Origin of the sequence: Streptomyces roseofulvus, assembly GCF_039534915.1 — a bacterium.
Taxonomy (GTDB): domain Bacteria; phylum Actinomycetota; class Actinomycetes; order Streptomycetales; family Streptomycetaceae; genus Streptomyces; species Streptomyces roseofulvus.
Map to the genome: position 1 here is coordinate 160,219 of NZ_BAAAWE010000001.1, position 20,444 is coordinate 180,662.

Below are 20,444 nucleotides of genomic sequence, written 5' to 3' on the forward strand. Positions count from 1 at the left end.
GCCGGCTGGGCCGTCACTTGCCCGCCGGCGTCGTCGCCGGCGCCGGGTTCGAGGTGCCTACGTTGGTGATCTCTTCCTTGAACGCCTCCGACAGCGCGTCCTTGGACTGGTAGAGGCCGACGCAGATGATCAGGCCGAGCAGGGCGCCGATGCCGGCCTTGAGGCTCATCTTGGTGGCCACCGCGATGACAACGGAGAAGAGGATGACGACCATCAGGGCCTTCTCGGCCCAGGAGCCGCTCAGGGTGAGCAGGTGGTCGCCGATGTCCTGGATCGGGACGGCGAGGACGACGGGGGTGGTGTCCATGGCGGACTCCTTCACGAGCAGAGGGGTGGTGGGGGTGGGTCAGGAACGCGGGGAGGGAGCCGCGGCGGGGGTGTCGAGGGAGGCGATCTCCCAGCGGCCGTCGCGGGCGGTGAGGGTGAGCGCGTACGTCATCGGCCACGTCCGGCCCGCGGAGTCGGTGGCCCTGACCTCCGCGCGGGCCCGGACCGTCGCCCCGTCCCGTCCGGCGCCGGGCGAACGGCCCTGGGAGAGGGTCTGGAGGGTGTCGACAGAGGCGAACTGCGTCTCCGGCCGGGCAAGAACAGTGCCCGGGGCCAGGTAGCGCTCGACCGCGCCGTCCGCGCCGAGGAACGCGCCGAGGAATCCTTCGACGGTGTCGGTGAGCGCCGGGTCCTCGATCCGGGCCGTGTAAGGCGAGGCTGCGGGGCGGCCTGGCTGCGGCCCGGCCGTCTCCCTCGGCGCCCCGGCCACATACGCCCGGCCGGGTCCGCTGCCGGTCTCGGTGACCGGGACGGTGAAGTACCGCAGCCCGCGCGCCGACTCCTCCGCCGGAACCCCGGCGGCAGCGTCCGCGAGCCGCACGGCGACCGTCACCGACCACGCACCGTGCTCCTGCCGGGCCGTGGAGACGACAGCCGTGTGCACGACCGCGACCGGCCGCCGCCCCCACCGGGGCGGCTGCGCACCGGGCGCCAGCTGCCGTAGCTGCGTGAGTTCCGGGGAGGTTTCGGTGGCCGTGCCGGACTCCAGCCACAGCCCCAGCACGGTCTCCGCGAACCCGGCCGGGCCACCTTCCTCCCTGCCGTCGGCGGCCGGCTGCACGGCGGCGGGACGGGGGGCGGCGGCCGGCTTCAGCGATGCGGGCAGCGGCCGGTCGACGGCGACCAGCAGGGCGGCCGGGCCGGCGGCAAGCGCCGCCCAGACACCCACCCTTACGAGGAACGCGCGCCGCCCGCGCAGAGATGGGACACGGGGGCGGGCGGCCGGTGGGGCGGGATCGCGGCGAGAGCGCAGCCATGTGGGCGGAGGCATCGAGGGCTCCTTGAAGAGGTCGGCGAAGCTGATGCCTCACTCTTCGACGGCCACCTCACCACCCCGCTGACCACCGAGGCCCAACGCCGTCACACCGCCATAACTCCTCATGGTGAGCGTGGTGGTAAGCGGGCCGATGCCTGGTGGTAAGCGCCGTGGTAAGCGGTCTGACCAGGCGGTTCTTCACTTACCACTGCAGGTCAGCGCGGCATGCCGGAGCCTGATTGCGGCGCGGCAACAGTCGGGACGTTCCCAGTATCGGAGGGGCTGCGCATTGCCACCACCATCGACAGGGGCCCGGCCGGCGTTTTGTCGCATAGGGCCAACCACAGGAGGGCCGCTGCACATACTTGTGCTTACCCTTCGGCTTGTTCCGGCCGGCACCTTCCACCCTGGGCCGAGATGGCCCGGAGTCCGCCGCTCATGAGTAACTGAATGAAATTCGTCCCCAGGCTCAATAGCATCCCAGGTCAGCAAGTGTCGTCCCCGCACCCGCGGGGGTCTTCCGCGGGCCAGCACGTCATTCCAGGTGGCGTGCTCGTCGTCCCCGCACCCGCGGGGGTTGCCCTTGGAAGGAACCCTCCAGCAGGCGCCCGAGGTCGTCGTCCTTGCCCCTCGAGGACCGCGTCGTAGATCGCCTGCCGGATGTCGTCCCCGCCCGCGCGGGGGTTGCCCCAGGGTCCGCAGGACGTCGGGGGTCTTGCCCTCGTCGTCCCCGCCCGCGCGGGGGTCTCCGGCGCGCGGCTGGGTGGTGTGGCCGGCGCTCACGTCGTCCCCGCCTGCGGGGTTCTCCGTACAGCGCTCAGTACACGAATGCATCCTGAGGTTGTCCCCGCACACGCGCCCGCAAGGGTCTTCCGATGTCCTTGGCGTACGGCTGGCTGGTGTTGTCTGGCTGCGTAGGTGAGAGGCGAGAGCGGATGTCGGTGGGTTCCGGCAGCGACTGAGGCTGGGCTGGCGCTGAAATGTTGCCGAGTTCTGAGAGCGCCCCTGCTCCCGTGTCGGCCACGGTAGGTCCAGAGCGGTGCAGCACTGGAACGTTTGATCGATAGCATCTCGTCGCGACGCTGCGGTGGTCAGTGGCCTGACGAGGTGAGGAAGCTATGAGCGATGATGTCCTGTCGATCATTCCGAGTGATCCGCAGTGGCAGCCGGACCGCGATGCGGTCGACCACGTCGTCGCGCTCGTCGAGGACCTGGCCCCTGGTGTTGCGGGCGGCTTGGACGTGGAGATCGAGGTGACGTGGCACGACGTGGTGACGGCCGTCGACTGCGGGGCGAACCTGGAGAGGATCGGTTGTCCCTTGTGTCAGGCGGCCATCGACACGGAGTGGTGGGGCGACCTCCTTGAGGCTCACTGCGACGACGGGTTCACCACGCTCGCGATCGAGGTCCCGTGCTGTGGAGGATCAACCACTCTTGACGTGCTGGATTACGACTGGCCCTGCGGTTTCGCCCGGTTCGAGATCGCCGTCTGGAACCCCGAACGCTCCTGGTTCAGCGAGGACGAACTGACGGCTCTAGGGGGTCGACTGGGCCATCCGGTGAAGCAGATCCGGGCCCATATCTGAGTCTCCGCAGCTCAGGCGATCGCCTGTTGTTCGGCGCGGGCGCGGGTGGTGGCGGGGCGGTAGGAGTCGGTTCCTGTCTCGATGATGTTACCGCCGAAGGTAAGGCGGTCGACGATGGCCGCGCAGAGCCTGGGGTCGGTGAAGGTCTTGGTCCAGCCGGAGAAAGACTCGTTGGAGGCGATGGCGACGCTGTTCTTTTCCTCGCGTTCGGTCAGGACCTGGAAGAGGAGTTCGGCGCCGCGGCGGTCGAGTTCCATGCAGCCGAGCTCGTCGATGCAGAGGAGGTCGACGCGGCCGTAGCGGGCGATGGTCTTGGTCAGCTGCTTCTCGTCGGCTGCCTCGACGAGCTCGTTGACCAGCTTCGTCGCCAGGACGTACTTGACCCGGTAGCCAGCCATCGCGGCCTCGGTGCCGAGCGCGACCAGCAGATGCGACTTGCCGGTGCCGGAGTCGCCGATGAGGCAGAGCGGCAGCCCCTTCTTGATCCATTCGCATTTGGCGAGGGTGTGGACCATGGCCGGGTCGATGTTGGGGTTGGCGTCGAAGTCGAACTTGCGCAGCGACTTGTCGCGGGGGAACCCGGCGGCCTTGATGCGCCGCTCGGAGCGGCGGCGGGCCCGGTCGTCGCATTCGGCCAGCAGGAGCTCGGAGAGGAAGCCGAGGTAGGACATCTGCTCGCGGCCGGCGGTTTCGGCGAGCTCGGGGAACTGGGACCGGATGGTGGGCAGCCTCAGCATCCGGCATGCCTGGTCGATCGCTGCCGTGGCGGCCTGCTCGGTAAGTCCTCGCTGGCGGGGCATGGACACGCTGTTCTCCTTCAGGGGGTGGGGCGGTCGCGGCGGAGCCGCAGGAGCTGGTCGTAGTGAGCGACCGACGGCAGAGGCCGTTTGTCAGGTGGCAGGTGAGCACGGACGGCAGCCGGCAACTGGGCGATGCTGGCCCGACCCCCTGCTGCCGGTTCCGGGGCCTCGGCAGGGGCGGTGTCGGCGTCTGCTGCCTTGCGGGCTTCAAGAGCGACGGCGTCCGCCCTCAGCGCCCCGGTCCTGAGGGCGGCGGCGAGTCCGGTGACCAGGTGCTCGTGCGGCAGGTGCCGACCGAGGAGGAGGACCTCGATGAGCGCGCGGGTGCCGTCCCGCTCGCCGTGGGCCTTGACGGCCGCTTCCCACCAGGCGTCGTGGACGGGAGTGAACCGGCCCGCGGAGCGGGCCTGGTCGAGCGCGGTCGCTCCCGGCAGAGCGCCGGGCTTGCGCACGAGGGCTTCCAGGTAGTGGTCCAGTTCGAGGCGGGTGCCGCCTTTGGCGATCAACCGTTCATGCCGGGCAACTTCCTCTCGGCCGTCATAGACGACCAGCTCGGAGGCGTGCAGCATCGCGCGGACGTTCCGGCCGATCAGCCGGACCGGCACCGAGTATCGGTTGGTGCGGACGCTGATCTGGCTGTAGCGGTCGCCCCGCAGCGTGAAGAGCCGGCCCGTCTCGAAGGGCTCCTGCGGCAGCGGCGCCAGCAGCGGCTGCTCGGCCGCGAAGTACTCGCCGATCGTGCGAGGACGGGCCCGGATCCGGCGATCCTCATCCTCCTGGTCCCACTGGTCGATCATCGCGTTGAGCTCGGCGAGGGTGGCGACCTCGGGCACCGGGACGAGGTGGTTGCGGCGGAACCAGCCGATCTGCCCCTCGACACCGCCCTTCTCGTGGGCGCCGCGGATTTCGGGCTGGCAGTAGAGGGCTTCCAGGCCGTAGTGGGAGCGGAACGCGGTCCAGCGCTCGGCCTCGACCCGATGGCGGGAGAAGCCCAGCACCTGGGCGACCGCGGCCCTAAGGTTGTCGTAGCGGACTTTCCCGGTCGGCACCCCGCCCAGCGTGTTGAGAGCGTGGACGTGGCCCTCGAAGAACGCCTCCTGACCTGCCGAGGCGAAGATCCGGTGGACGGCCTTGCCCGAGTAGGACAGCCGGAACGCGAACAAGTAGCAGGTCACCAGCTCCCCGGACAGCCGCACCGTCACGTCGCCGAAGTCGACCTCCGCCTCCGCTCCAGGCTTGTGCGTCTGAGGGACGAAGGCTTCCACCACGCCTCGCCCGGCCTGGACCCGGATCTCCTCACGCCGGTCAGCGACGTAGCCACGGACCATCTGGTACGAGATCTCGTCCGCACCGTGCTCGTCCAGCAGCCGCTCGAAGATCCGCTTCACCGTGTGCCGCTGCTTGCGCGGCGCATCCAGATCAGCCCGCAGCATCTCGTCGATCAACGGCTTGTACGGATCCAGCCGCGTCGCCCGTGGCGGAAGCTTCTTCCGCGGCTCCGGCCAGGCCGACGTCAACGCCTTCTGCACCGTCAGGAACCCGACACCGTACTTCCGCTGAAGAGCACGGATCGACAGACCAGCCTTCGCATCACGACGGATCGCCGCGTACAGATCGACCTTGGACTTCGGCAGCACCCCGGCCCCCTCGTCGTGCAGAGCACAACCATGGTCCCGAAGCAAGCACCCAGGCGCTCTCGAAACTCGGCGACATCACTCTCCCGTGGAAGAGCGCGCTCTCGGCGATGAGCTACAGGTGCTCTCATAACTCACGAACAAAGCCAAGCGCTGCCCGGACTGGCGCCGCGTCACCGGCTGCCGGGTGACGGGGACGCGGTGTGGAAGTGGCCCTGGCAGCCGCCCGAAGGCCGCCTCGTGCGCTACTGCACGGAGTGCGCGGAAGCCCGCGGAGTCAGGGAGCCGGCCTGGTGGCTGATGCCGGACAGCTGGCGGGTGTGCGCCCGGCACAGGCGGTGGTGCGACGACTCGCGCACGGAACCGCTCGACGGGCTGTCCTTGACGGAGCTTCCCGAGGTCGTCGAGGCGCACCGGGAGCGGGTCCGGCTGCACAGGCGGTTCGGTAGGTCGGGTGAGGAGCTGTTCGCCGACGCCTTCCAGGTGGCGGCGGACTGGTGGCGGTCGATGCCGATGGTGCTGCGCTGGGTCCACCGGGCGTGGGCATGCGAACTGGAGGACCGCAGCAGCCGGGCGATGCCACTGGTGATCTACCCGGAAGCGGCACAGCTCGCTCAGCTGATGGCCGCCTTCGAGCAATCGAACGTCCGCGACGCCCAGGCCCGCGGCCGGTGGCTCGGCAAGGCCGAGGCACTGATGGAAGTGTGGGAGCTGGACGTCCCGGCAGGCAGGGCCCCGCTGCTGGACTGGCTACACCGCCACCGGACAGGGGCCGGCCCCGCAACGCAGCCTGCCGTCGGGCGGCGGGGGCGGCTGCCGCTTGCCCCGGGGCACAGCCGGCTCGCCTCACCGACCGGGCCGCTGGAACAGCGCTCGTGCCTGTCCTGAGGGCCTTGGCCGATGGCTCGGGGCGCTCCCCGGGCTCCTTGGCCTACCGGCCTTGGGAGCGCATGCCGCTGCAACGTGCGCAATCACGCGGCTGGAACAGGGCTCGAAGGACGGCGCGTCGGATGGCCGTGCGAAGCGGGCGGGATCGGGATGGAGGGGCATGCGGGACGTGAGGGGCTGGCATCTGGATGAGTGGGGTGAGCTGACGGCCTCGTCGGCGGCCGCCCTGAAGGGTGTGGCACTTGAGGAGAGGCAGCCGCCGACGGACCCGGTGGCGTATCACGGCCGGCAGGGGAAGATCACGGCGTGGCCGTCGTCGTCGCGGTCGAAGGTGGTGTGCGGGTCTACGCGCCGGCTGCGGGTGGCGGTGGAGCTGGACTTCGACCCCGAGGTCGTCCGCTTCAGTGGGGAGCCGGTGGAGCTGCACTGGCAGTCGGGGCGCGCCAAGTACCGGTGGCGGCCGGACTTCATGGCAAGGATGCGGGACGGTTCCAGGTGCGCTGTGGTCGTGCGGCCGCCGCGCGGAGACGGGCCGCAGTGGCAGGAGCGCCTGGCAGGGCTCGACGAGGTCGCACGGGCCGCGGACTGGCAGGTTCAGGTGCGGTCCGTTCTGCGGGGGACGCGGATGGAGAACCTGATGTGGCTCGCGGACTACCGCTTCGCGGACCGAGTGGCCCCGGAGCAGGAGCGGGCCGTCCTTGAGGCCTTTCGGCGCAGGCGGCCTCTGTTCGAGGGCGCCAGTGCGTGCGGGGTCCCGGAACTGACTGCTGTCGATCTTGTGTATGGGCTGATGTGGCGGCGACGGCTGCTGTTCGACTGGGAGCAGCCGTTGCCGCTAGGTCGTGTATCGAAAGTGGATCTTGGGCTGTGAATGATCACGGTTCATGGGTCGGGGAGATCTCACGGACGAGCAGTGGGCGGTGCTGGAGCCGTTGTTGCCGAAGGGCACGAAGACGGGGCGACCGCCGGTCTGGCCTCGGCGGCAACTGATCGACGGCATACGGTTCCGGGTCCGAACCGGAGTTCCGTGGCGAGACGTCCCCGCCGAGTACGGACCGTGGAGCCGGGTCTATGACCTGTTCCGCCGATGGCAGCGGAACGGCACCTGGCACCGGATCCTCACCCGGCTCCAGTCCCTGGCCGACGCGAAAGCCCGGCGGCGGTGGCCGAACTCACCCGGTCTTCCGTGGATGTCCAGGCCGAGCTCCGCCAGAAGATGGCGGAGGCCGGCCGCCGGTGACGCCCGTCTTCTGCTTGGACGCTGCTGAGAAGGGCCCTCGCTGAGCTCGACCCGAGCGGGCCGCCGTCGAGAGCGTCCGCCAGCAGCTAGAAGGCACCCCCAGCTGCCGAGTGCCCGGCCAGTCCCCGACGCCGATCCCCACAATCGGACCTACGCCCTCGGCTTCCTCCCCCACGAGTCCGGAGGCCGCGCTATCACCCTCGTCTACCCCGGGGCTCGGCCACTCGGGCAAGCAGGGCGGCCGACTCTTCCGGCGCGAGTGCTCCGCCGATCAGGCGTCCCAAGCGCGAGGACGGGCGAGCTCTTCCCACTCGGGGCGGAGTAGCGAGAACACGGCGAGGTCGTGGCGGCGGCCGCGGTGGAGGCAGGCGGCGCGGCTGATCCCTTCCTGGGTGAATCCTGACTTGGCAAGGACGGCGAGCGCGGGGGTGTTGTCGGTGTGCGTTTCCGCCGTGAGCCGATACATCGGGAGCTCGCCGAAGGCCAGGTCGACCACGGCGTCGAGGGCGGCGGTGCCGTGGCCCTGCCCGCGATGCCGAGCAGCGAGCAGCAGCTCGACCTGAGCTGTGCCGTTGACGATATTTTGACCGGTCAGTGCGACGTAGCCGACAGGGGCGCTGTCGGGGGAGAGGATCAGGAAGTCGTCGCGATCGTCGTCTTCGATGTCGCGCTCGATGCGCTCGCGCACGGCGGTGAGTGAGCGTGGCCAGATGCCTATTTGGTGGGCGGCTACGGGGTCGGATCTCCAGCCATGCATGAGCTCGGCGTCGTCTATGTCGAGCGCTGCGAGGCCGACGGACTCGGCTCTCCAGACGAGTTGCCTTTCAGCCTCTGCGTCATGCTCGTCGTCTGCAATCCTGATGCTCTCGGTCATAGGCGGATGCTATGGGCCTCTTCGGGTAGGGACCACCAGGTTTCTCCGCTCGGTAGCGCGTCGTCATGCCTGCTCAGCGCGAGCCCTGGTAAGGATGAAAGCCAAGTGGAGCGCGGCCTGACGTGCTGGTGAGCGACACCGAGGTGCGTGACCACCCGGAGGTGCCGCTCACTCTCGTGCAGCGTGACACAGTCGTACGACGCCTGGGGTATGTGCGCACAGGTTCCTGAAGTGAAGAGGCCGGTGGCCAAACCATGCGCCGGTCCGATGATCATTGAATACGCCTGCCGCTCCCAGAATGCGGCCGGACTCTCACCGGCGACATCACCCTGCATCCGCGCGGCGGTCGTCGCCGTCCCGACTCCGGTTTGTACGGCTGCCACGGCGGCGGGCACGACTGGAGCAGCTGACCGAGTCCGTGCTCCGGTTGGGCGCCGGCGCCTCCGCAGATACGCCTGCCTCGCTGCCTGCGGTCTGACAGGTATCTCCGGGCTATTCAGGCGGACATGGCATGTTCAAGTGTCGGCCTGGGCATCCACTTGTACCTTTTCGCTTATGTACGGTCGCCGTGGGGCTCTTGTCGCTTTCTCTATCGGTGTGTTCGCATTCGGCGGGGTCGCCTGTGACTCCGGAGCAGAAGGGGCCGATCCCGTACGGACGCAGGAGCATGAGGCATCGACTCCGACCGCGTCCGTTCCCCCCGAGAAGAGTCGGTCGTCGGCGCCGCCGCTTCCGACCACGTCTGTTCCCGCCGAGGAGACACGGTCTGCAGCGCCGTCGCTGAAGCCGGACAACGAGCGAGCGGATCTGAAGAGCTTCGAGATCGATGACCAAAGAGCCTTCGGCGCCGACCGCATCTGGATCGCGTGGACGATCGTGAACAGCGCTTCGGAAGAGGTGAACTACACCTGGGATTGGGAGGCCCTCGACACGCACGGTGTCCGTGTCGCCAAGGGGACCGAGACCGCTATCGGTGTGCTGCCAGGGGAGACGACCTATGGCGGCATTCCCACCACCCTTGAGACCGCCGAGGTGAAGCTGCGCATCACGAAGTTCGACCGCACAGCTGCCCCCTGAACGCCTTCAACGCCGTCTGCCGGCTCGCTCGCGGAAAGGTCCCGAAGCCGGACCCGATTCCGGCCGCGAGGGTGCCGGCGGCGCAGGACCCTCATGGCATGCCGGACCCACGCGGCCGGCCGCCGCGCCTCTACCCGGTCGACTACCGTCAGCGCCATGCGGTCGAGTGCGGGATCAACCGCCTCAAGAGGAACCGTGCTGTCGCCACGCGGTACGACAAGCTCGCCGTCCTTTTCGAGGCGACCGTGCTGGTCGCAGCGATCAACGAATGGCTATCACCCTGTCTCGCGCGTCATCACGTACATGTTCCCGATGTCCGGGTCGCCGTACAGGAAGAACAGCACCAGCCCGTCGTGCGGATCGCGGTCCACGTAGAAGAACCACGAGTAGGTCGACGGGGGCTCCGGAGCCAAAGGGTCAGCCGCAGGCGCGGGAGAGCGCTTCTCGACTCGGGTCCGGTCCGTCAGCGCGAGCCGGACGACCTGCCCGCCGCCGCCGTCGTCGTCGGCCAGCTGCCAGGTTCCCGTACCGGAGAGACGCCAGCCGTCCTCGAAGTCAAAGCCCTTCCCGTCGAGCTTCTCGACAAGGGCCGTTCCGTCCTTATGGAGCACCACGCGGGTCCCCGCGACGTTCTCCCAGCCCCCGGCTACTTCGGCCGCCGTGGCGTCGTGGAGCCCCGTTCCCTCGTAGTACTGATTGGGACCCGCGCATGCAGTCAGAACGGCCAACATCACCATCAAACCGCCAAGGGCTGCCCCCCACGCACGCAGCCTGCTTCCACCCGCCATCAGACCCTCCCGCCCCCAGCCCTCGTCGGTCAATCGACAGGAACGGGCTGCGGGAAGCCACCTTGCCAGAGTCGTTGAACGCGTTCAACTGCGTGCCTGGAGAGGTGGCGCGCGTCACCCCCGGCTCGCGTATCCAGCGACCGACGAGCATGGCGAACAGCGCTTTCGACACACGTCCTAGATGAGTTCGGTCATGTGGCCCCGGGGTGCTCCTTGATGGCCTCGCGGGCGAGGTACGGGCTGGGCGGCGGTGATGCTGCACCAGGTGCGGCGGGCGCCGGACCGGCCGAACTCCGGCCGACCCGCTCGACCCGCTCGCCCTGAGCGGAGCCGAGGAACGGCTGGAGCACCTCACGGGCGGGACACCGGACCGGATCCGCTGGCGGCCCCCTCCTGCCGCGCCCCGCGGTAAGGCACGGCTCGAACGCCTATCAGGTTGCCTATCAGCAGGCCCATTCACCTGGGAAAGCAGGGGGCTGACCTATCAGGTTCAAGGCCCCGCTCACCATGGTGAGTCCCGCTTACCACGATTCCGCGAACGCCCATCGGCGAAGCCGTGCAGCAGCAGTTGTCTCGCCCGCCCGCGCTCTTCCCGACCGCGTACGACGCTGCGATGCCCGCCCGCCTCGCCCGGCTCCCTGACCGGTCACACCCTCGTGCGACTCCTGCTCGCGCGCTGGAGCAGTCGTCCACTACGGCACAGCCACAGCAAACTAGCACGCGGGGAACCACTTCTACGCCTGCCCCGGTGGCCGGACCCTCGTCCGCCTCGGCCCTACCGGAGTCCGGGCACGGCTTCCGGATCACCACGTACCCAGTGCCGTCGTCTTCACCCCTGGTACCGATCCCGAGGCCGGCCGGAGCTAGAGCATGTCTCCTTGACCGGTGATTCTCGTGGTGGGGCTGGTTAGTCTGCTGCGATGACGGACAGCGAGCTGATCGTTGACCTGCGGGGTCGGCTGATCGAGACAATCAACGACTTCTGGGACGCGGTGAGCGAGCCGTGCGGACTGCCAGAGTGGTTCGGCCGGAACCTGGACGCGTGGTCGGACACGATTGAGACCCGGGGCATCTCCGAGGTGATCGACAGCCACGACGTCCTGATCGTGCATGTCGACCAGCGGGGCCTCTTCGACGGGCACCGGCAGGAGGCCGACGTCCTGGCCGGCATCTTTGACGGAGAACAAAACCAGCTCATTGTCCATGGGCGGGCCTGACGAATTCTTCGGACGTCTGGCTCAGCGCCGGCTCCAAATGAGGATGGCGGCAAGGTGGAGTGCGGCCTGGTAGGCGATAGCGAGCTTGTCCGTTCGCATGGCCAGGCCGCGCCACTGCTTGAGCCGGTTGATGCACCGTTCGACCGCGTTGCGCTGCTTGTATGCCTCGGGGTCGAAGGCCGGCGGTCGGCCGCCGGCACTGCCTCGCCGCAGCCGGTGGCCGATCTGGTCGGAGGGCTGAGGGATGACAGCGCGGATTCCGCGTCGGCTGAGGTGACTTCGGATCGCGCGGGATGAGTACGCACGGTCCGCCAGGACGGCATCGGGCCGGGTCCTCGGTCTCCCCGGTCCGCTTCGCGGAACGCGGATGGCGACCATGACGGTCTCGAAGGCTGGAGCATCACCCGCCTGGCCTGCGGTGACGCGGAGGGCCAGGGGCCGTGCACGGGCGTCGCTGGCGAGGTGGACCTTCGTGCTCAGGCCGCCGCGCGAGCGTCCGAGTGCGTGGTCGTCGGGTTCGGCCCGACCTGGGGCCCCCTTTTTCTGGCGCCGGCGGAATGCTGGTGAGCCCGGCAGACGGTGGAGTCCACCGACACGGTCCAGCCGATGTCGTCAGCGTCGTCGGCCGCTGCCAGGACCGCGGCAAGGATGCGTTCCCAGGTGCCGTCCACAGCCCACCTGATCAAGCGTTTGTGGGCGGTCTGGAACGAGCCGAGCTCGTCGGGCAGGTCCCGCCAGGGCGAGCAGGTGCGGTACTTCCACGCGATGGCCTCCAGGGTTCGGCGGTGATCGGCCCACCGCCGACCGCGGACCGGATCGGCCGGCATCAGCGGCTCGATCCGGCCCCACATCGCATCAGTGATCACTAACCGGACAGACACATCCGATCAACCGACCAACCGACCAAGGAGACACGCCCTAGCCACCGACCCTGCCCCGGCCGTCGGCCCCGTGGTGGGCCGCCGGGCTGCGCAGGGCTGTGACCTGCGGTGGTAAGCGTGGTGGTAAGTGACGGCCGACTCTGGAGAGTGCCTTTCCCAGTCCGCCTTTCAGGGTGGCATGATGCCGCAGCCTGCGGGTTACGGTCACTCCACCGGCGCCGTACCCGGCGCCGGCGGACCAGGGAGGGAAGCGTCATGAGCCAGGACACCGGCTGGGGATACGACACCGGCTGGGGCCTCACCGGAACTTCGGCGGCCGGCTGTTGCGGCGACACCGGCTGGGGCTTCGACCCGGAGTGGGGCGCGGCTCCCGCCCGCTGACCTCCTCCATGCGCAGGGCCCGTCCGAGTATGTGCTCTCGGGCGGCCCTGCTGCTGTGCGGTGCCTTCGGGCGGAGCCGGCCTCTGCGGCGGCGCCGGCGGCCTGGACAGCTGCGTCCCCACTGCGCGTCACGCGCGGCACGGGCGCGGCGGGCCTGGGCCTCGCGCCGGTCGCACAGCGGTCCGAGGGGGCCGATCTGCAGTAGCGGCGCCCCGCAGCCGGATCCGTCGTGCCCGGTGCACCGGCCGGCTCCGCAAGGGCGGGCGCGATGGCGGCACAGTGGCGGCAGGGGGTGCCGGCGGGGGTGCGGTAGATGTGGCATGCCGGGCACAGCGGCCAGTCGGCGCAGGCGGCGCACAGGTCCATGCCGGCTTCCGGCGGCCGTCCGCGCTCGGTGCACTCCGCCATGACCCGCCGCACCCTCTCTCCGGCGACCACGCTGCTCCGCGTCTCGTTCTGCTCCGGGATGTAGGCGGGGGCGGCGGGCAGGGCGGTGATGCGGGCGGAGACGACAGCGCCGGCGCTGGTGCGGACGGGGCCTTCGAACGGGGCGGCGAGAGCGGCGAGGAGGGTGTCGGCGGTCCAGGGGGTGTGGTCGAGGAGGGCGTCGAGGCGGCGTGCCTGGTCGGCCAGCGGCCGACCCGCCAGCGCCAGGGCGGGCACCTGGGCGCCGAGGCGGTACAGGACGTCGAGGCCGACCGTCATCTCCGGCCGCTCCCCCATGGCCCCTTCCTGCCGCTCTTCCGCGTCCGCGCTTCCGGCCCGCGGCCGGTCCTCCTCCTGCACCCGCTGCGGGCCTTCGTCTGTCCGTCCCTCCGTCCCGCCGTCCGTCTTCCCTCCGCCCTCTACTACCTGAGGGGACGGACGGACGTTCCGGTGTCTGAGCGGTAAGACTGAGCGGGAGGTCGCGTTCTTGCAGGTCAGCCCCCGAATCCAGGTCAGAATTCTGACCCCGCGGGTCAAAATTCTGGCCCCGCGGGTCAGAATTCCAACCCGCGCCCCCTGGGCCGGAATTCTGACCCGAGCCTGCTGCCCTGGTCTGCGGCCCGTTCCCGGGCTCCGCCTCGCGGGCTGCCCGGCGGGCCCGGGCGAGCTCCAGCTCCCGCGCCCGGGCCATGAGCGCCGCCTGCTCGGCGGCCGGGCGGGTCTCGTCCAGGACGTCGAAGGCGTTGCGCGGCCCGGCGTACGACCGGCACGGCATCAGGTTGATCCGCATCCGCAGCCCCTGCCCGGCCGCCAATGCCCGGGAAGACGTGGTGAGCCGGTGGCCCTCGGGGGTAGTGACCAGCCCGACTCCGGTGAGCTGGTCGAGCAGGACGCGGATCCGCAAAACGCTCGACGGCTCCGGCCGCTCCCCCGGCGCCACCGCCTTGCGCGGCAGCAGATGACACAGCTCCGCCAGCGTCAGCTTGCGCACCGGCCCATGCTTGTCGATCACCAGCGACCGCAGGATCAGATAGAGGCGGACCGCCGGGTCGCCGAGCTGCGGGCAGACCGCGACCCAGTCGCGCACCTGCGAGGCGTACCAGCCGTCGCCGTCGACCGGCGGGTACAACTCAACGGCGGACGCGGTGTCGCGGGAACAGAATGGTCCGGGCGGATCTGACGCTCCGTCCAGCTACGGAGGCGCGACGTAAGACGCCAATCTCCGGTCACGGTGTTCTGCGGGCCATGTGGGACATCGGGAACCTTTCCCCCACCGGAGGCTTTTCGGTGAGCATCGCCAGGCTGTGGGTCGAGGGCATGCCCGTTGTGGAGCCCGGCGGCCGGGCCACTGTTCGCCTCGTTCCCCTCACCCCCTCTCGCTGGACGCACGTCGAAACCGGCCAACGGATCAGCATGCGCGAGGACCGGACTGTGGCCGGCACCGCAGTCGTGCTGGAAGTTCACCTTCCCGCCACCGTCACGCCCACGAACTGACTCCGGCTGCCCCGACCTCTCACTGGTGCAGATATCTCCGTACTCGGCGGAGCACTCACAGGAGTACGTCGACAATCCCCGCGCGAGCGGGGAGCAGACTTCCTGACCTGCAGTTCTACCCGACACTGCCAGGCTCTCCATCAACTGACGTCGTTCAACCACCCGCCCCGCCGAGGTTCGTGGGTTAGGCAGTTTCCTTCGGATCACCTCGCCGACCAGATGACCACGGCGGCGAGGTAGGCGGTCGCGGTCTTGTCGTATCGGGGGGCCATGCCGCGCCACTGCTTGAGTCTTTTGATGCACCGTTCGACAGTGTTGCGCCGTTTGCAGCTCTAGCGGTCGAAGGCGGGCGGGCGCCGGATCGACCTCGTTTCTTCCGGTTGGCGCTGCGGGAACACGGCCCGGATCCCTCGTCGGCGGAGATGGGTTCGGATTGTCCCCGACGAGCCTTGCGGTTGCCGCTCCTTCCAGGCAGTCGAAGCAGCCGGGGAGGATGTCGAGGGGGCATGGCGACAGTCAGGAGCGCCCAGGGGCAGACGGCTCTCGTGCAGGCAACCAAGGACTGGACAGCGGAACGCCCCGGGAGACACCACGACAGCGCCGGGGGCCCACTCTACGTCCAAGGGCTGAACCCGTCGCCGGGCTCGTGTCAGGCGGCGCCACGTCTAGCGGGCCGACGCCTGGCGGCATACAACCCTTCGACAGGGCGGTCCGTCCTATTCCCGGGCAACGTCACCGACCGCGTCCGACATATCCGTTCGTTATGGGGGATCACTTGACCCATTCCACCCGCACCCGGGGGCGCAGTCGCGTGCTCGGGGCCGCTCTGGCCGCCCTCGCCTCCTCCGCCGCGCTCACTGCGGTCACGACGGCACCGGCTCACGCCGCCGGGGTCATACCGAAGCCCCGCGTGGTCTTCACCGAGCACAAGGACGTCGCCGGCATCCGCCACAGCACTGTCGTCACGGTCAACGCCGACGGCACCGACCGACGCACCCTCCTGCCCACCGGCCCCGGCCTGACAACGGCCGAGATCAGCGGCGTCACCTACTCCCCCGACGGCCTGCGCATGGCCTTCATCAACAACGACGGCTTCGCCGACATCTGGGTCGCCGACGCCGACGGCCTCAACGCACGCCCCGTCCGCATGGACATCAACGAGCCCGACGGCTGGCTCACCGGCCTCGACTGGACACCCGACGGCAAGCAGCTCTACCTGAGCTTCCGGGCCAAACCGGGCCACGACCGCCTGCGCATCATGCGAGTCAACCTCGACGGCAGCGACCTCGGTTACGTCTTCGCCACCCCCGAACAGACCTGGGACGGCCAGGTCGACGTGGCCTGGGACGGACGCATCACCTTCCTGCGCGGCAGCGCGGTCCACATCTGGGACCCACGCGTGGGCGGCGCCCCGAAGCTCGTCACCTACGGCCTGCACCCGACGTTCTCACCGAACGGCGAGCGGATCACCTTCTCTGCCTATGTCGACGGCGCGCACGACGTCCGCGCCCGCGTCCTGAGCAGTGGCAGTGAGTACTCCCTGTCCAAGGGAGCGAGCGCCATGCTCCCTGAGTGGTCCCCGGACGGCTCCCAGGTCGCGTACATCTCCGGCGGCACGGATCAGCAGGCAACCGTCAGCGGCGCGACCGCTCCCGGCAGCACCCCCAAGATCCTCTCGGCTCCCGACACCAGTGCCTCCGACCTCTCATGGGTCATCCCTCGCGGATGGAACCCCCACGGCGCCTTCCGCCGCGACTACAACGGCGACGGCCGCGCGGACGTCTTGGCCCTGGACAGCACAGGCGTCCTGTGGCGCTACGACGGCAACGGAACGGGCGGCCTCAAGCCCCGCGTGAAGATCGGCTGGGGCTGGAAGGGCTACCGCCTCACCGCCGCCGGCGACCTCAACGCCGACGGCCGCCCCGACGCGCTCGCCCAGGACACCGCCGGCGGCCTCTGGCGCCTCGACGGAACGACAGACGGCCGCTTCGCGGCGAAGGTGAAGATCGGCACCGGCTGGAAAGACCTCAAGCTCACCGGAGTAGGCGATCTGACGGGCGACGGCTTCCCGGACGTCCTGGCCACTGACCCCTCGGGCGCTCTCTGGCAGTACGCGGGCAACAGCCGGGGCGGCCTCCAGACCCGCCAGAAGACCGGACACGGCTACACCGGCTACCGCCTGACGGGCATCGGCGCAGTCACCGCCGGCGGCTACCAGAGCTACCTCGGGCAGACCCCGGCCGGAGACCTCTACCGCTACGAGCGGGGCGGCCGATCCAAGATCGGCCAGGGCTGGAAGACCCTCCACCTGACAGGCGCGGGCGACCTGTCGGGCGACGGCATACCCGACGTCCTCGCCACCGACACCGCCGGCACGCTGTGGCGCTACGACGGCGACGGCAAGGGCGCCCTGAAGACCCGCGTGAAAATCGGCTGCGGCTGGAACGGCATCACCACACTCTGATTCAGTCCGTCAGCACCCGCTTGTGCCCACCCGCTCACATCCTTCGGAAAGGAGGGGGCGGGCCCCGCCCCGCGATCACCGCCGGTATCAGGGCCGTCCACCGCTGCTCCGGCATCACCGTCGCCGCCAAAGCCGGCCCCGGCACCTGCTTCGGGCAGCAGCTCGGTGCCGACTGGTAGGACACCGTGGGCCGCTCGTTCGGGGGCCGGGATAGAAGCGCCGGCTACGGGCGTGGGTGGCGACCGTCGTCCCGCCGTCGCCGAGCGCCGACAGGCACCTCCCGTTCTCGGGTTCTGACACAGGTTCTGTGACGGGGGCACCGTGAGTCATCGCCGGGTACCCCATCGCTCGGAGAATCAGCAACGGCCTGCTGGCACCGTTCGCCTGTTCCACCACGGTCTGCCAAGACGTGAAGCCAGCAGAAAACCTGCTGGTAGCCACCCGGGCCGTACGAGATCCTGCCAAAGTGATTGAACGAGATGCCGCGGTTCAGATCGTTGAGGAAGAGCTGGAACGCGACTACCAGCGAGAGCTGTCGCTTGGGCTTGTCCCGATACGCATGGCTGTGTCGCATGTAAAGCAGCATGAGCTGGTATGGATCATTTCCTGGACATCTGAGGAGTACCTGCGCACCCGAAACCCGGACTTCGCACTGGCCGGGAATGGGCCGTACCTTGTTGACCGCGTCGACGGAAGTGTGCATCAGATCGGTGTCGTCTCCGCGGCAACGGACGCGTGGGAGGCGGACTACCGAGTCCGCATTCGGCAGCAGGTCACGCGGACCGCAGTGGACGATCTGCATGATGAGGTCCGGGCGGTGGCAGGCGCTCGTGGGAGGGTTCATGCCATGCACATCCTGCGCCAAAGAGTGCCCGCGCTCTCCCACGCTCAGATCATCGAGTACGTGACCGCCTTGCAGCATGGCGATGCTCCGGCACACCTTCTAGAGGTCTCCTCCAGGGAGCTGGTGCCGCCTACCGACCCGATCCTGTCCGCGGTCACCATTGGCAGAGCGGCGAACCGTTGAGATGCTGACAACAGCAGCTGCCCTCACGAAGCGAGGAGACTCGCTTGCGCAGCAGCGAGAAGCCGGCGCGGCCGAACATCCGACGCTTGGGCATTTTGATCCGGTTGGCATGGCCTTCGACAGTGCCCGGGATCCCATGCAGGGTCAGGCCGGCGATGACGGCGTCACGGCCGCGGTCGATGCCGGCGGCGAGGGTGTGGAGGCTGGGCTGGAGTTGCCCGGGTTCGGTACGGGTGTCCGGACGGCACAGGATCCATCCGGCGACGGTTCGGGGCGTGGGCCGGGCGCTCACCGGCTGCGGTGAGGTGCGTTTGACGTGCAGGCAGGCGCGAACGCGCTGGTAGCCGCTCTTGTAACCGAGCGGCACGATCTGCTCCCACAGCTTCCAGGCATTGGTACAGCCCTCGCTCCGGAGATCGTCCAGATAGGGCTTGTAGTCGTCGAGGACGGAGGGCCGGTTCTGCCGCTGACCGGTGAACAGCTCCTCCGGCGTCGCAACGTCTGCGAGCTGCTTGACGGTGCGGTAGGTCATCCCGAGCTGCCGCTGCACCGAGCGCATGCTGTGTCCCGCTGTCACAGTGCGTGGACGGCGGCATGCCGATCCCGGGTCCGATCGGCGAATCGGTGCCCGCGCGGCCAAGGAGAACCGTGCGCGTCCGCTGTGGGAACCAGCGCGCGGAGGCAGCGACGGTGCTGGGCGACGCTCCGCTCGGCGGCCTCGCTGAGGTTGCGCCAGAGGTGCCACCGGTCCGCGACCTGGATAGCCTGCGGTGCACCAGCGGTGGCGCCCTCGGCGAAGAACGGCGCCCGGTCCCGGCACACGACCTCGACGCCGGGCCGCTCGGCGAGCCAGGCCGCCAGGCTCGATGCCTCCCGGCCGGACAGCGGTCGACAGGGCGGCGGGGCTCGACGTCGACGAGAACGGTGCCATAGTGGCGGCCCTTGCCGGTGGCGTACTCATCGACGCCGACCACACACGGGGCGGGCGCTCCCGGCCCGGGAAGGACAACAGCCAGGCCCAGGACGGTGCTCCGGCTACCGCCCGGAGAAGCTCAGCGGTCACTCAGCGTGGCCATATCGCAGAAGATGAGCCAGAACCGAAACCGTGAACAAAGCCAAGTTGCCGCTGCCCAGTCCGCCCAGCGCGAGGCTGGGGCCATCCCCGTGCGAGCGGGGAGCAGGCGCCGAGCCCCGGCGGGGTGATGACGGCCGCCGGCCCGCGGGCGCGGGAAGCAGCGGAGGCCGCCGGGTCCATGGGCTCGCCGTGAGGGCCATCCCCGCATGCGCTTGGGAGCAGTCGAGTGTCTTTGTCGGGGTGAAGGAAAGCCACGTCTTCGGTGTGGACGGGAGCCGGTGGTTCATCGGTGAGTCGGGAACCATGCGGCGTGATGGTGTGGAACATGCCGCTTTCGGAGCAATGGCGAGAGGGTGCGCTGGTTGGCCGTCACGCTGTGCCTGTTGATCACGGTCCAGGCCAGGGAAACCGCTGGTGTACAGGTCACGTGAGAGGCCGTTCGAGAGGATCCGCCGGGTTCATCGCGAGCAGGGGCTGTCGGGGCGGGAGCTCGCCGCGCGGTCAAGGTGCCCGCGGAACCCGGTGCGGACGGCGTTGGAGCCGCCGGCACCGTCGAATCGGAAGCCGCCGCCACGGCCGAGCGTGCTGGAGCCGGTGAAGGGCTTCATCGACGAAATGCGGCGTGAGGGCCTGGACGCGCCGGCGCAGCAGAAGCACACGACACCGCAGATCATGGAGCGTCAGCCGGCGGAACACCATTTCAAGCAGAGGCCGGGGGGTGGCCGGTGATGGTGGGCCTGATCGTGTGCAGTCCCCACTGGTCGACGCTGCCGTCCACCAGTCCGGTGAGGAACTGCACGAGTCCGCCGTTGTAGTGCCACCAGCCGCCTCCGCGGGTGGCCACGGTGATCGTCCATTCGGCGCCATCCCCGCTTGTCGACCACAGGAGGTAGTCGCCCCAGTCTGTCGACCCGCAGCGGAGAAGGCCGCCAGATGCCGGGAAAGCCTGCACCGGCGGATCGAGCTCCGCGTATTCGCACCACTCCTCGACGATCTCCAGGTCTTCGAGTGTGGCTTCGACCCATGCCTGCTCATCGCCGGGCTGCGGGGAGGTGACGAAGAGCGTGTCCCCCACCACGAGGCGGGGATAGAGCTCGGTGAGCAGCTTGAAGTCCGGCGGGAGAGCGGTGCCCAGACCGCTTTCGACAGCCGCCCAATCGACCTTCGCGGGCTCTGGACGCCGGAGCACGGTCAGCTCCGACCATGCCTGCTCGAACGCCGTCAGCGCCTCAACAGCATCTTGAATCCGGCGGGGCGGGGCCTGGGTGCCCATGAACTCGTCCATGCGG

General features: G+C 69.3%; 19 protein-coding genes and 4 pseudogenes. 12 read left to right on the plus strand and 11 right to left on the minus strand.

Going from position 1 to position 20,444, the window contains the following annotated elements; genetic code table 11:
• Positions 1 to 13 precede the first annotated feature (13 nt).
• Together ABFY03_RS00785 and ABFY03_RS00790 are read right to left on the minus strand one after the other, a co-directional pair.
• The gene (locus tag ABFY03_RS00785; RefSeq protein WP_346168798.1) at positions 14 to 307 is read right to left on the minus strand and encodes a hypothetical protein; all 294 of its coding nucleotides are present in this window, start codon (positions 305 to 307) and stop codon (positions 14 to 16) included.
• 39 nt (positions 308 to 346) lie between these two features.
• Entirely contained in the window at positions 347 to 1,216 is an 870-nt protein-coding gene (locus ABFY03_RS00790) for a conjugal transfer protein (RefSeq protein WP_346168799.1), read from the minus strand.
• A gap of 1,205 nt (positions 1,217 to 2,421) precedes the next feature.
• Here ABFY03_RS00790 and ABFY03_RS00795 point away from each other — a divergent pair.
• Entirely contained in the window at positions 2,422 to 2,889 is a 468-nt protein-coding gene (locus tag ABFY03_RS00795) for a hypothetical protein (RefSeq protein WP_346168800.1), read from the plus strand.
• A gap of 11 nt (positions 2,890 to 2,900) precedes the next feature.
• Here ABFY03_RS00795 and istB read toward each other — a convergent pair whose 3' ends face one another.
• On the minus strand, positions 2,901 to 3,695 hold the full coding sequence (gene istB, locus ABFY03_RS00800) for an IS21-like element helper ATPase IstB (protein WP_346168801.1): 795 nt from the start codon (positions 3,693 to 3,695) through the stop codon (positions 2,901 to 2,903).
• 11 nt (positions 3,696 to 3,706) lie between these two features.
• Complete coding sequence (gene istA / locus ABFY03_RS00805; protein ID WP_346172177.1) at positions 3,707 to 5,323, minus strand: IS21 family transposase; 1,617 nt, start codon at positions 5,321 to 5,323, stop codon at positions 3,707 to 3,709.
• Between the two features lie 381 nt (positions 5,324 to 5,704).
• Here istA and ABFY03_RS00810 point away from each other — a divergent pair, with 381 nt between their 5' ends.
• The 3 genes and pseudogenes from ABFY03_RS00810 to ABFY03_RS00820 form a co-directional block, all read left to right on the plus strand.
• Entirely contained in the window at positions 5,705 to 6,211 is a 507-nt protein-coding gene (locus tag ABFY03_RS00810) for a hypothetical protein (protein ID WP_346168802.1), read from the plus strand.
• Between the two features lie 160 nt (positions 6,212 to 6,371).
• Entirely contained in the window at positions 6,372 to 7,082 is a 711-nt protein-coding gene (locus tag ABFY03_RS00815; protein ID WP_346168803.1) for a TnsA-like heteromeric transposase endonuclease subunit, read from the plus strand.
• 13 nt (positions 7,083 to 7,095) lie between these two features.
• Positions 7,096 to 7,377 (plus strand): annotated as a pseudogene (locus tag ABFY03_RS00820) (transposase); the annotation flags it as partial.
• 345 nt (positions 7,378 to 7,722) lie between these two features.
• Here ABFY03_RS00820 and ABFY03_RS00825 read toward each other — a convergent pair.
• Complete coding sequence (locus ABFY03_RS00825; protein ID WP_346168805.1) at positions 7,723 to 8,325, minus strand: GNAT family N-acetyltransferase; 603 nt, start codon at positions 8,323 to 8,325, stop codon at positions 7,723 to 7,725.
• Positions 8,326 to 8,922: 597 nt separating this feature from the next.
• Between ABFY03_RS00825 and ABFY03_RS00830 the strand changes: the two genes are divergently transcribed.
• Together ABFY03_RS00830 and ABFY03_RS00835 are read left to right on the plus strand one after the other, a co-directional pair.
• Entirely contained in the window at positions 8,923 to 9,402 is a 480-nt protein-coding gene (locus ABFY03_RS00830; protein WP_346168806.1) for a hypothetical protein, read from the plus strand.
• Between the two features lie 113 nt (positions 9,403 to 9,515).
• A pseudogene (locus ABFY03_RS00835) lies at positions 9,516 to 9,677 on the plus strand (IS5 family transposase); the annotation flags it as partial.
• On the opposite strand, the gene ABFY03_RS00840 reads toward ABFY03_RS00835, so the two are convergent.
• On the minus strand, positions 9,678 to 10,190 hold the full coding sequence (locus tag ABFY03_RS00840) for a hypothetical protein (protein ID WP_346168807.1): 513 nt from the start codon (positions 10,188 to 10,190) through the stop codon (positions 9,678 to 9,680).
• A gap of 920 nt (positions 10,191 to 11,110) precedes the next feature.
• On the opposite strand from ABFY03_RS00840, the gene ABFY03_RS00845 reads away from it, so the two are divergent.
• Complete coding sequence (locus tag ABFY03_RS00845; protein ID WP_346168808.1) at positions 11,111 to 11,407, plus strand: barstar family protein; 297 nt, start codon at positions 11,111 to 11,113, stop codon at positions 11,405 to 11,407.
• Between the two features lie 21 nt (positions 11,408 to 11,428).
• On the opposite strand, the gene ABFY03_RS00850 is transcribed toward ABFY03_RS00845, so the two are convergent.
• A protein-coding gene (locus tag ABFY03_RS00850; RefSeq protein ID WP_386723502.1) for an IS5 family transposase occupies positions 11,429 to 12,258 on the minus strand; the annotation gives its coding sequence in 2 pieces (ribosomal slippage) (positions 11,429 to 11,937 and positions 11,937 to 12,258; 831 coding nt in all).
• 285 nt (positions 12,259 to 12,543) lie between these two features.
• On the opposite strand from ABFY03_RS00850, the gene ABFY03_RS00855 reads away from it, so the two are divergent.
• The 3 genes and pseudogenes from ABFY03_RS00855 to ABFY03_RS00865 all read left to right on the plus strand — a co-directional run.
• Positions 12,544 to 12,669: a hypothetical protein gene (locus ABFY03_RS00855; protein WP_346168810.1), complete on the plus strand. Its 126-nt coding sequence runs from the start codon at positions 12,544 to 12,546 to the stop codon at positions 12,667 to 12,669.
• Positions 12,670 to 13,260: 591 nt separating this feature from the next.
• Positions 13,261 to 13,560, plus strand: a complete 300-nt coding sequence (locus ABFY03_RS00860) for a hypothetical protein (protein ID WP_346168811.1) — start codon at positions 13,261 to 13,263, stop codon at positions 13,558 to 13,560.
• 696 nt (positions 13,561 to 14,256) lie between these two features.
• Positions 14,257 to 14,589, plus strand: a pseudogene (locus tag ABFY03_RS00865) (hypothetical protein); the annotation flags it as partial.
• Positions 14,590 to 14,792: 203 nt separating this feature from the next.
• Here ABFY03_RS00865 and ABFY03_RS37830 read toward each other — a convergent pair.
• Positions 14,793 to 15,035 (minus strand): annotated as a pseudogene (locus tag ABFY03_RS37830) (transposase); the annotation flags it as partial.
• 329 nt (positions 15,036 to 15,364) lie between these two features.
• Here ABFY03_RS37830 and ABFY03_RS00870 point away from each other — a divergent pair.
• Positions 15,365 to 17,053 carry an FG-GAP-like repeat-containing protein gene (locus tag ABFY03_RS00870; RefSeq protein ID WP_346168812.1) on the plus strand — a complete coding sequence of 563 codons (1,689 nt, stop codon included), beginning with the start codon at positions 15,365 to 15,367 and terminating at the stop codon, positions 17,051 to 17,053.
• Positions 17,054 to 17,462: 409 nt separating this feature from the next.
• Positions 17,463 to 18,080: a YrhB domain-containing protein gene (locus ABFY03_RS00875; RefSeq protein WP_346168813.1), complete on the plus strand. Its 618-nt coding sequence runs from the start codon at positions 17,463 to 17,465 to the stop codon at positions 18,078 to 18,080.
• On the opposite strand, the gene ABFY03_RS00880 is transcribed toward ABFY03_RS00875, so the two are convergent.
• The 3 genes from ABFY03_RS00880 to ABFY03_RS00885 form a co-directional block, all read right to left on the minus strand.
• A complete protein-coding gene (locus tag ABFY03_RS00880) occupies positions 18,052 to 18,630 on the minus strand; it encodes a hypothetical protein (RefSeq protein ID WP_346172375.1) in 579 nt (192 codons plus the stop codon). The two genes, ABFY03_RS00875 and ABFY03_RS00880, sit on opposite strands and share 29 nt — an antisense overlap.
• A 23-nt stretch (positions 18,631 to 18,653) precedes the next feature.
• Entirely contained in the window at positions 18,654 to 18,902 is a 249-nt protein-coding gene (locus ABFY03_RS37835) for a hypothetical protein (RefSeq protein ID WP_386723496.1), read from the minus strand.
• A 953-nt stretch (positions 18,903 to 19,855) separates the two neighbouring features.
• A complete protein-coding gene (locus tag ABFY03_RS00885; protein ID WP_319007527.1) occupies positions 19,856 to 20,440 on the minus strand; it encodes an SMI1/KNR4 family protein in 585 nt (194 codons plus the stop codon).
• Between the last annotated feature and the right edge of the window lie 4 nt (positions 20,441 to 20,444).

What these genes read in the sequence shown, in the direction of transcription:
- ABFY03_RS00795 (WP_346168800.1), top strand. Translation starts at nt 2,422, where the DNA reads ATGAGCGATGATGTCCTGTCGATCATTCCGAGTGATCCGCAGTGGCAG.
- ABFY03_RS00815 (WP_346168803.1), top strand. Translation starts at nt 6,372, where the DNA reads ATGCGGGACGTGAGGGGCTGGCATCTGGATGAGTGGGGTGAGCTGACG.
- ABFY03_RS00785 (WP_346168798.1), bottom strand. Translation starts at nt 307, where the DNA reads ATGGACACCACCCCCGTCGTCCTCGCCGTCCCGATCCAGGACATCGGC.
- ABFY03_RS00885 (WP_319007527.1), bottom strand. Translation starts at nt 20,440, where the DNA reads ATGGACGAGTTCATGGGCACCCAGGCCCCGCCCCGCCGGATTCAAGAT.
- ABFY03_RS00825 (WP_346168805.1), bottom strand. Translation starts at nt 8,325, where the DNA reads ATGACCGAGAGCATCAGGATTGCAGACGACGAGCATGACGCAGAGGCT.
- ABFY03_RS00845 (WP_346168808.1), top strand. Translation starts at nt 11,111, where the DNA reads ATGACGGACAGCGAGCTGATCGTTGACCTGCGGGGTCGGCTGATCGAG.
- ABFY03_RS00855 (WP_346168810.1), top strand. Translation starts at nt 12,544, where the DNA reads ATGAGCCAGGACACCGGCTGGGGATACGACACCGGCTGGGGCCTCACC.
- ABFY03_RS00840 (WP_346168807.1), bottom strand. Translation starts at nt 10,190, where the DNA reads ATGGCGGGTGGAAGCAGGCTGCGTGCGTGGGGGGCAGCCCTTGGCGGT.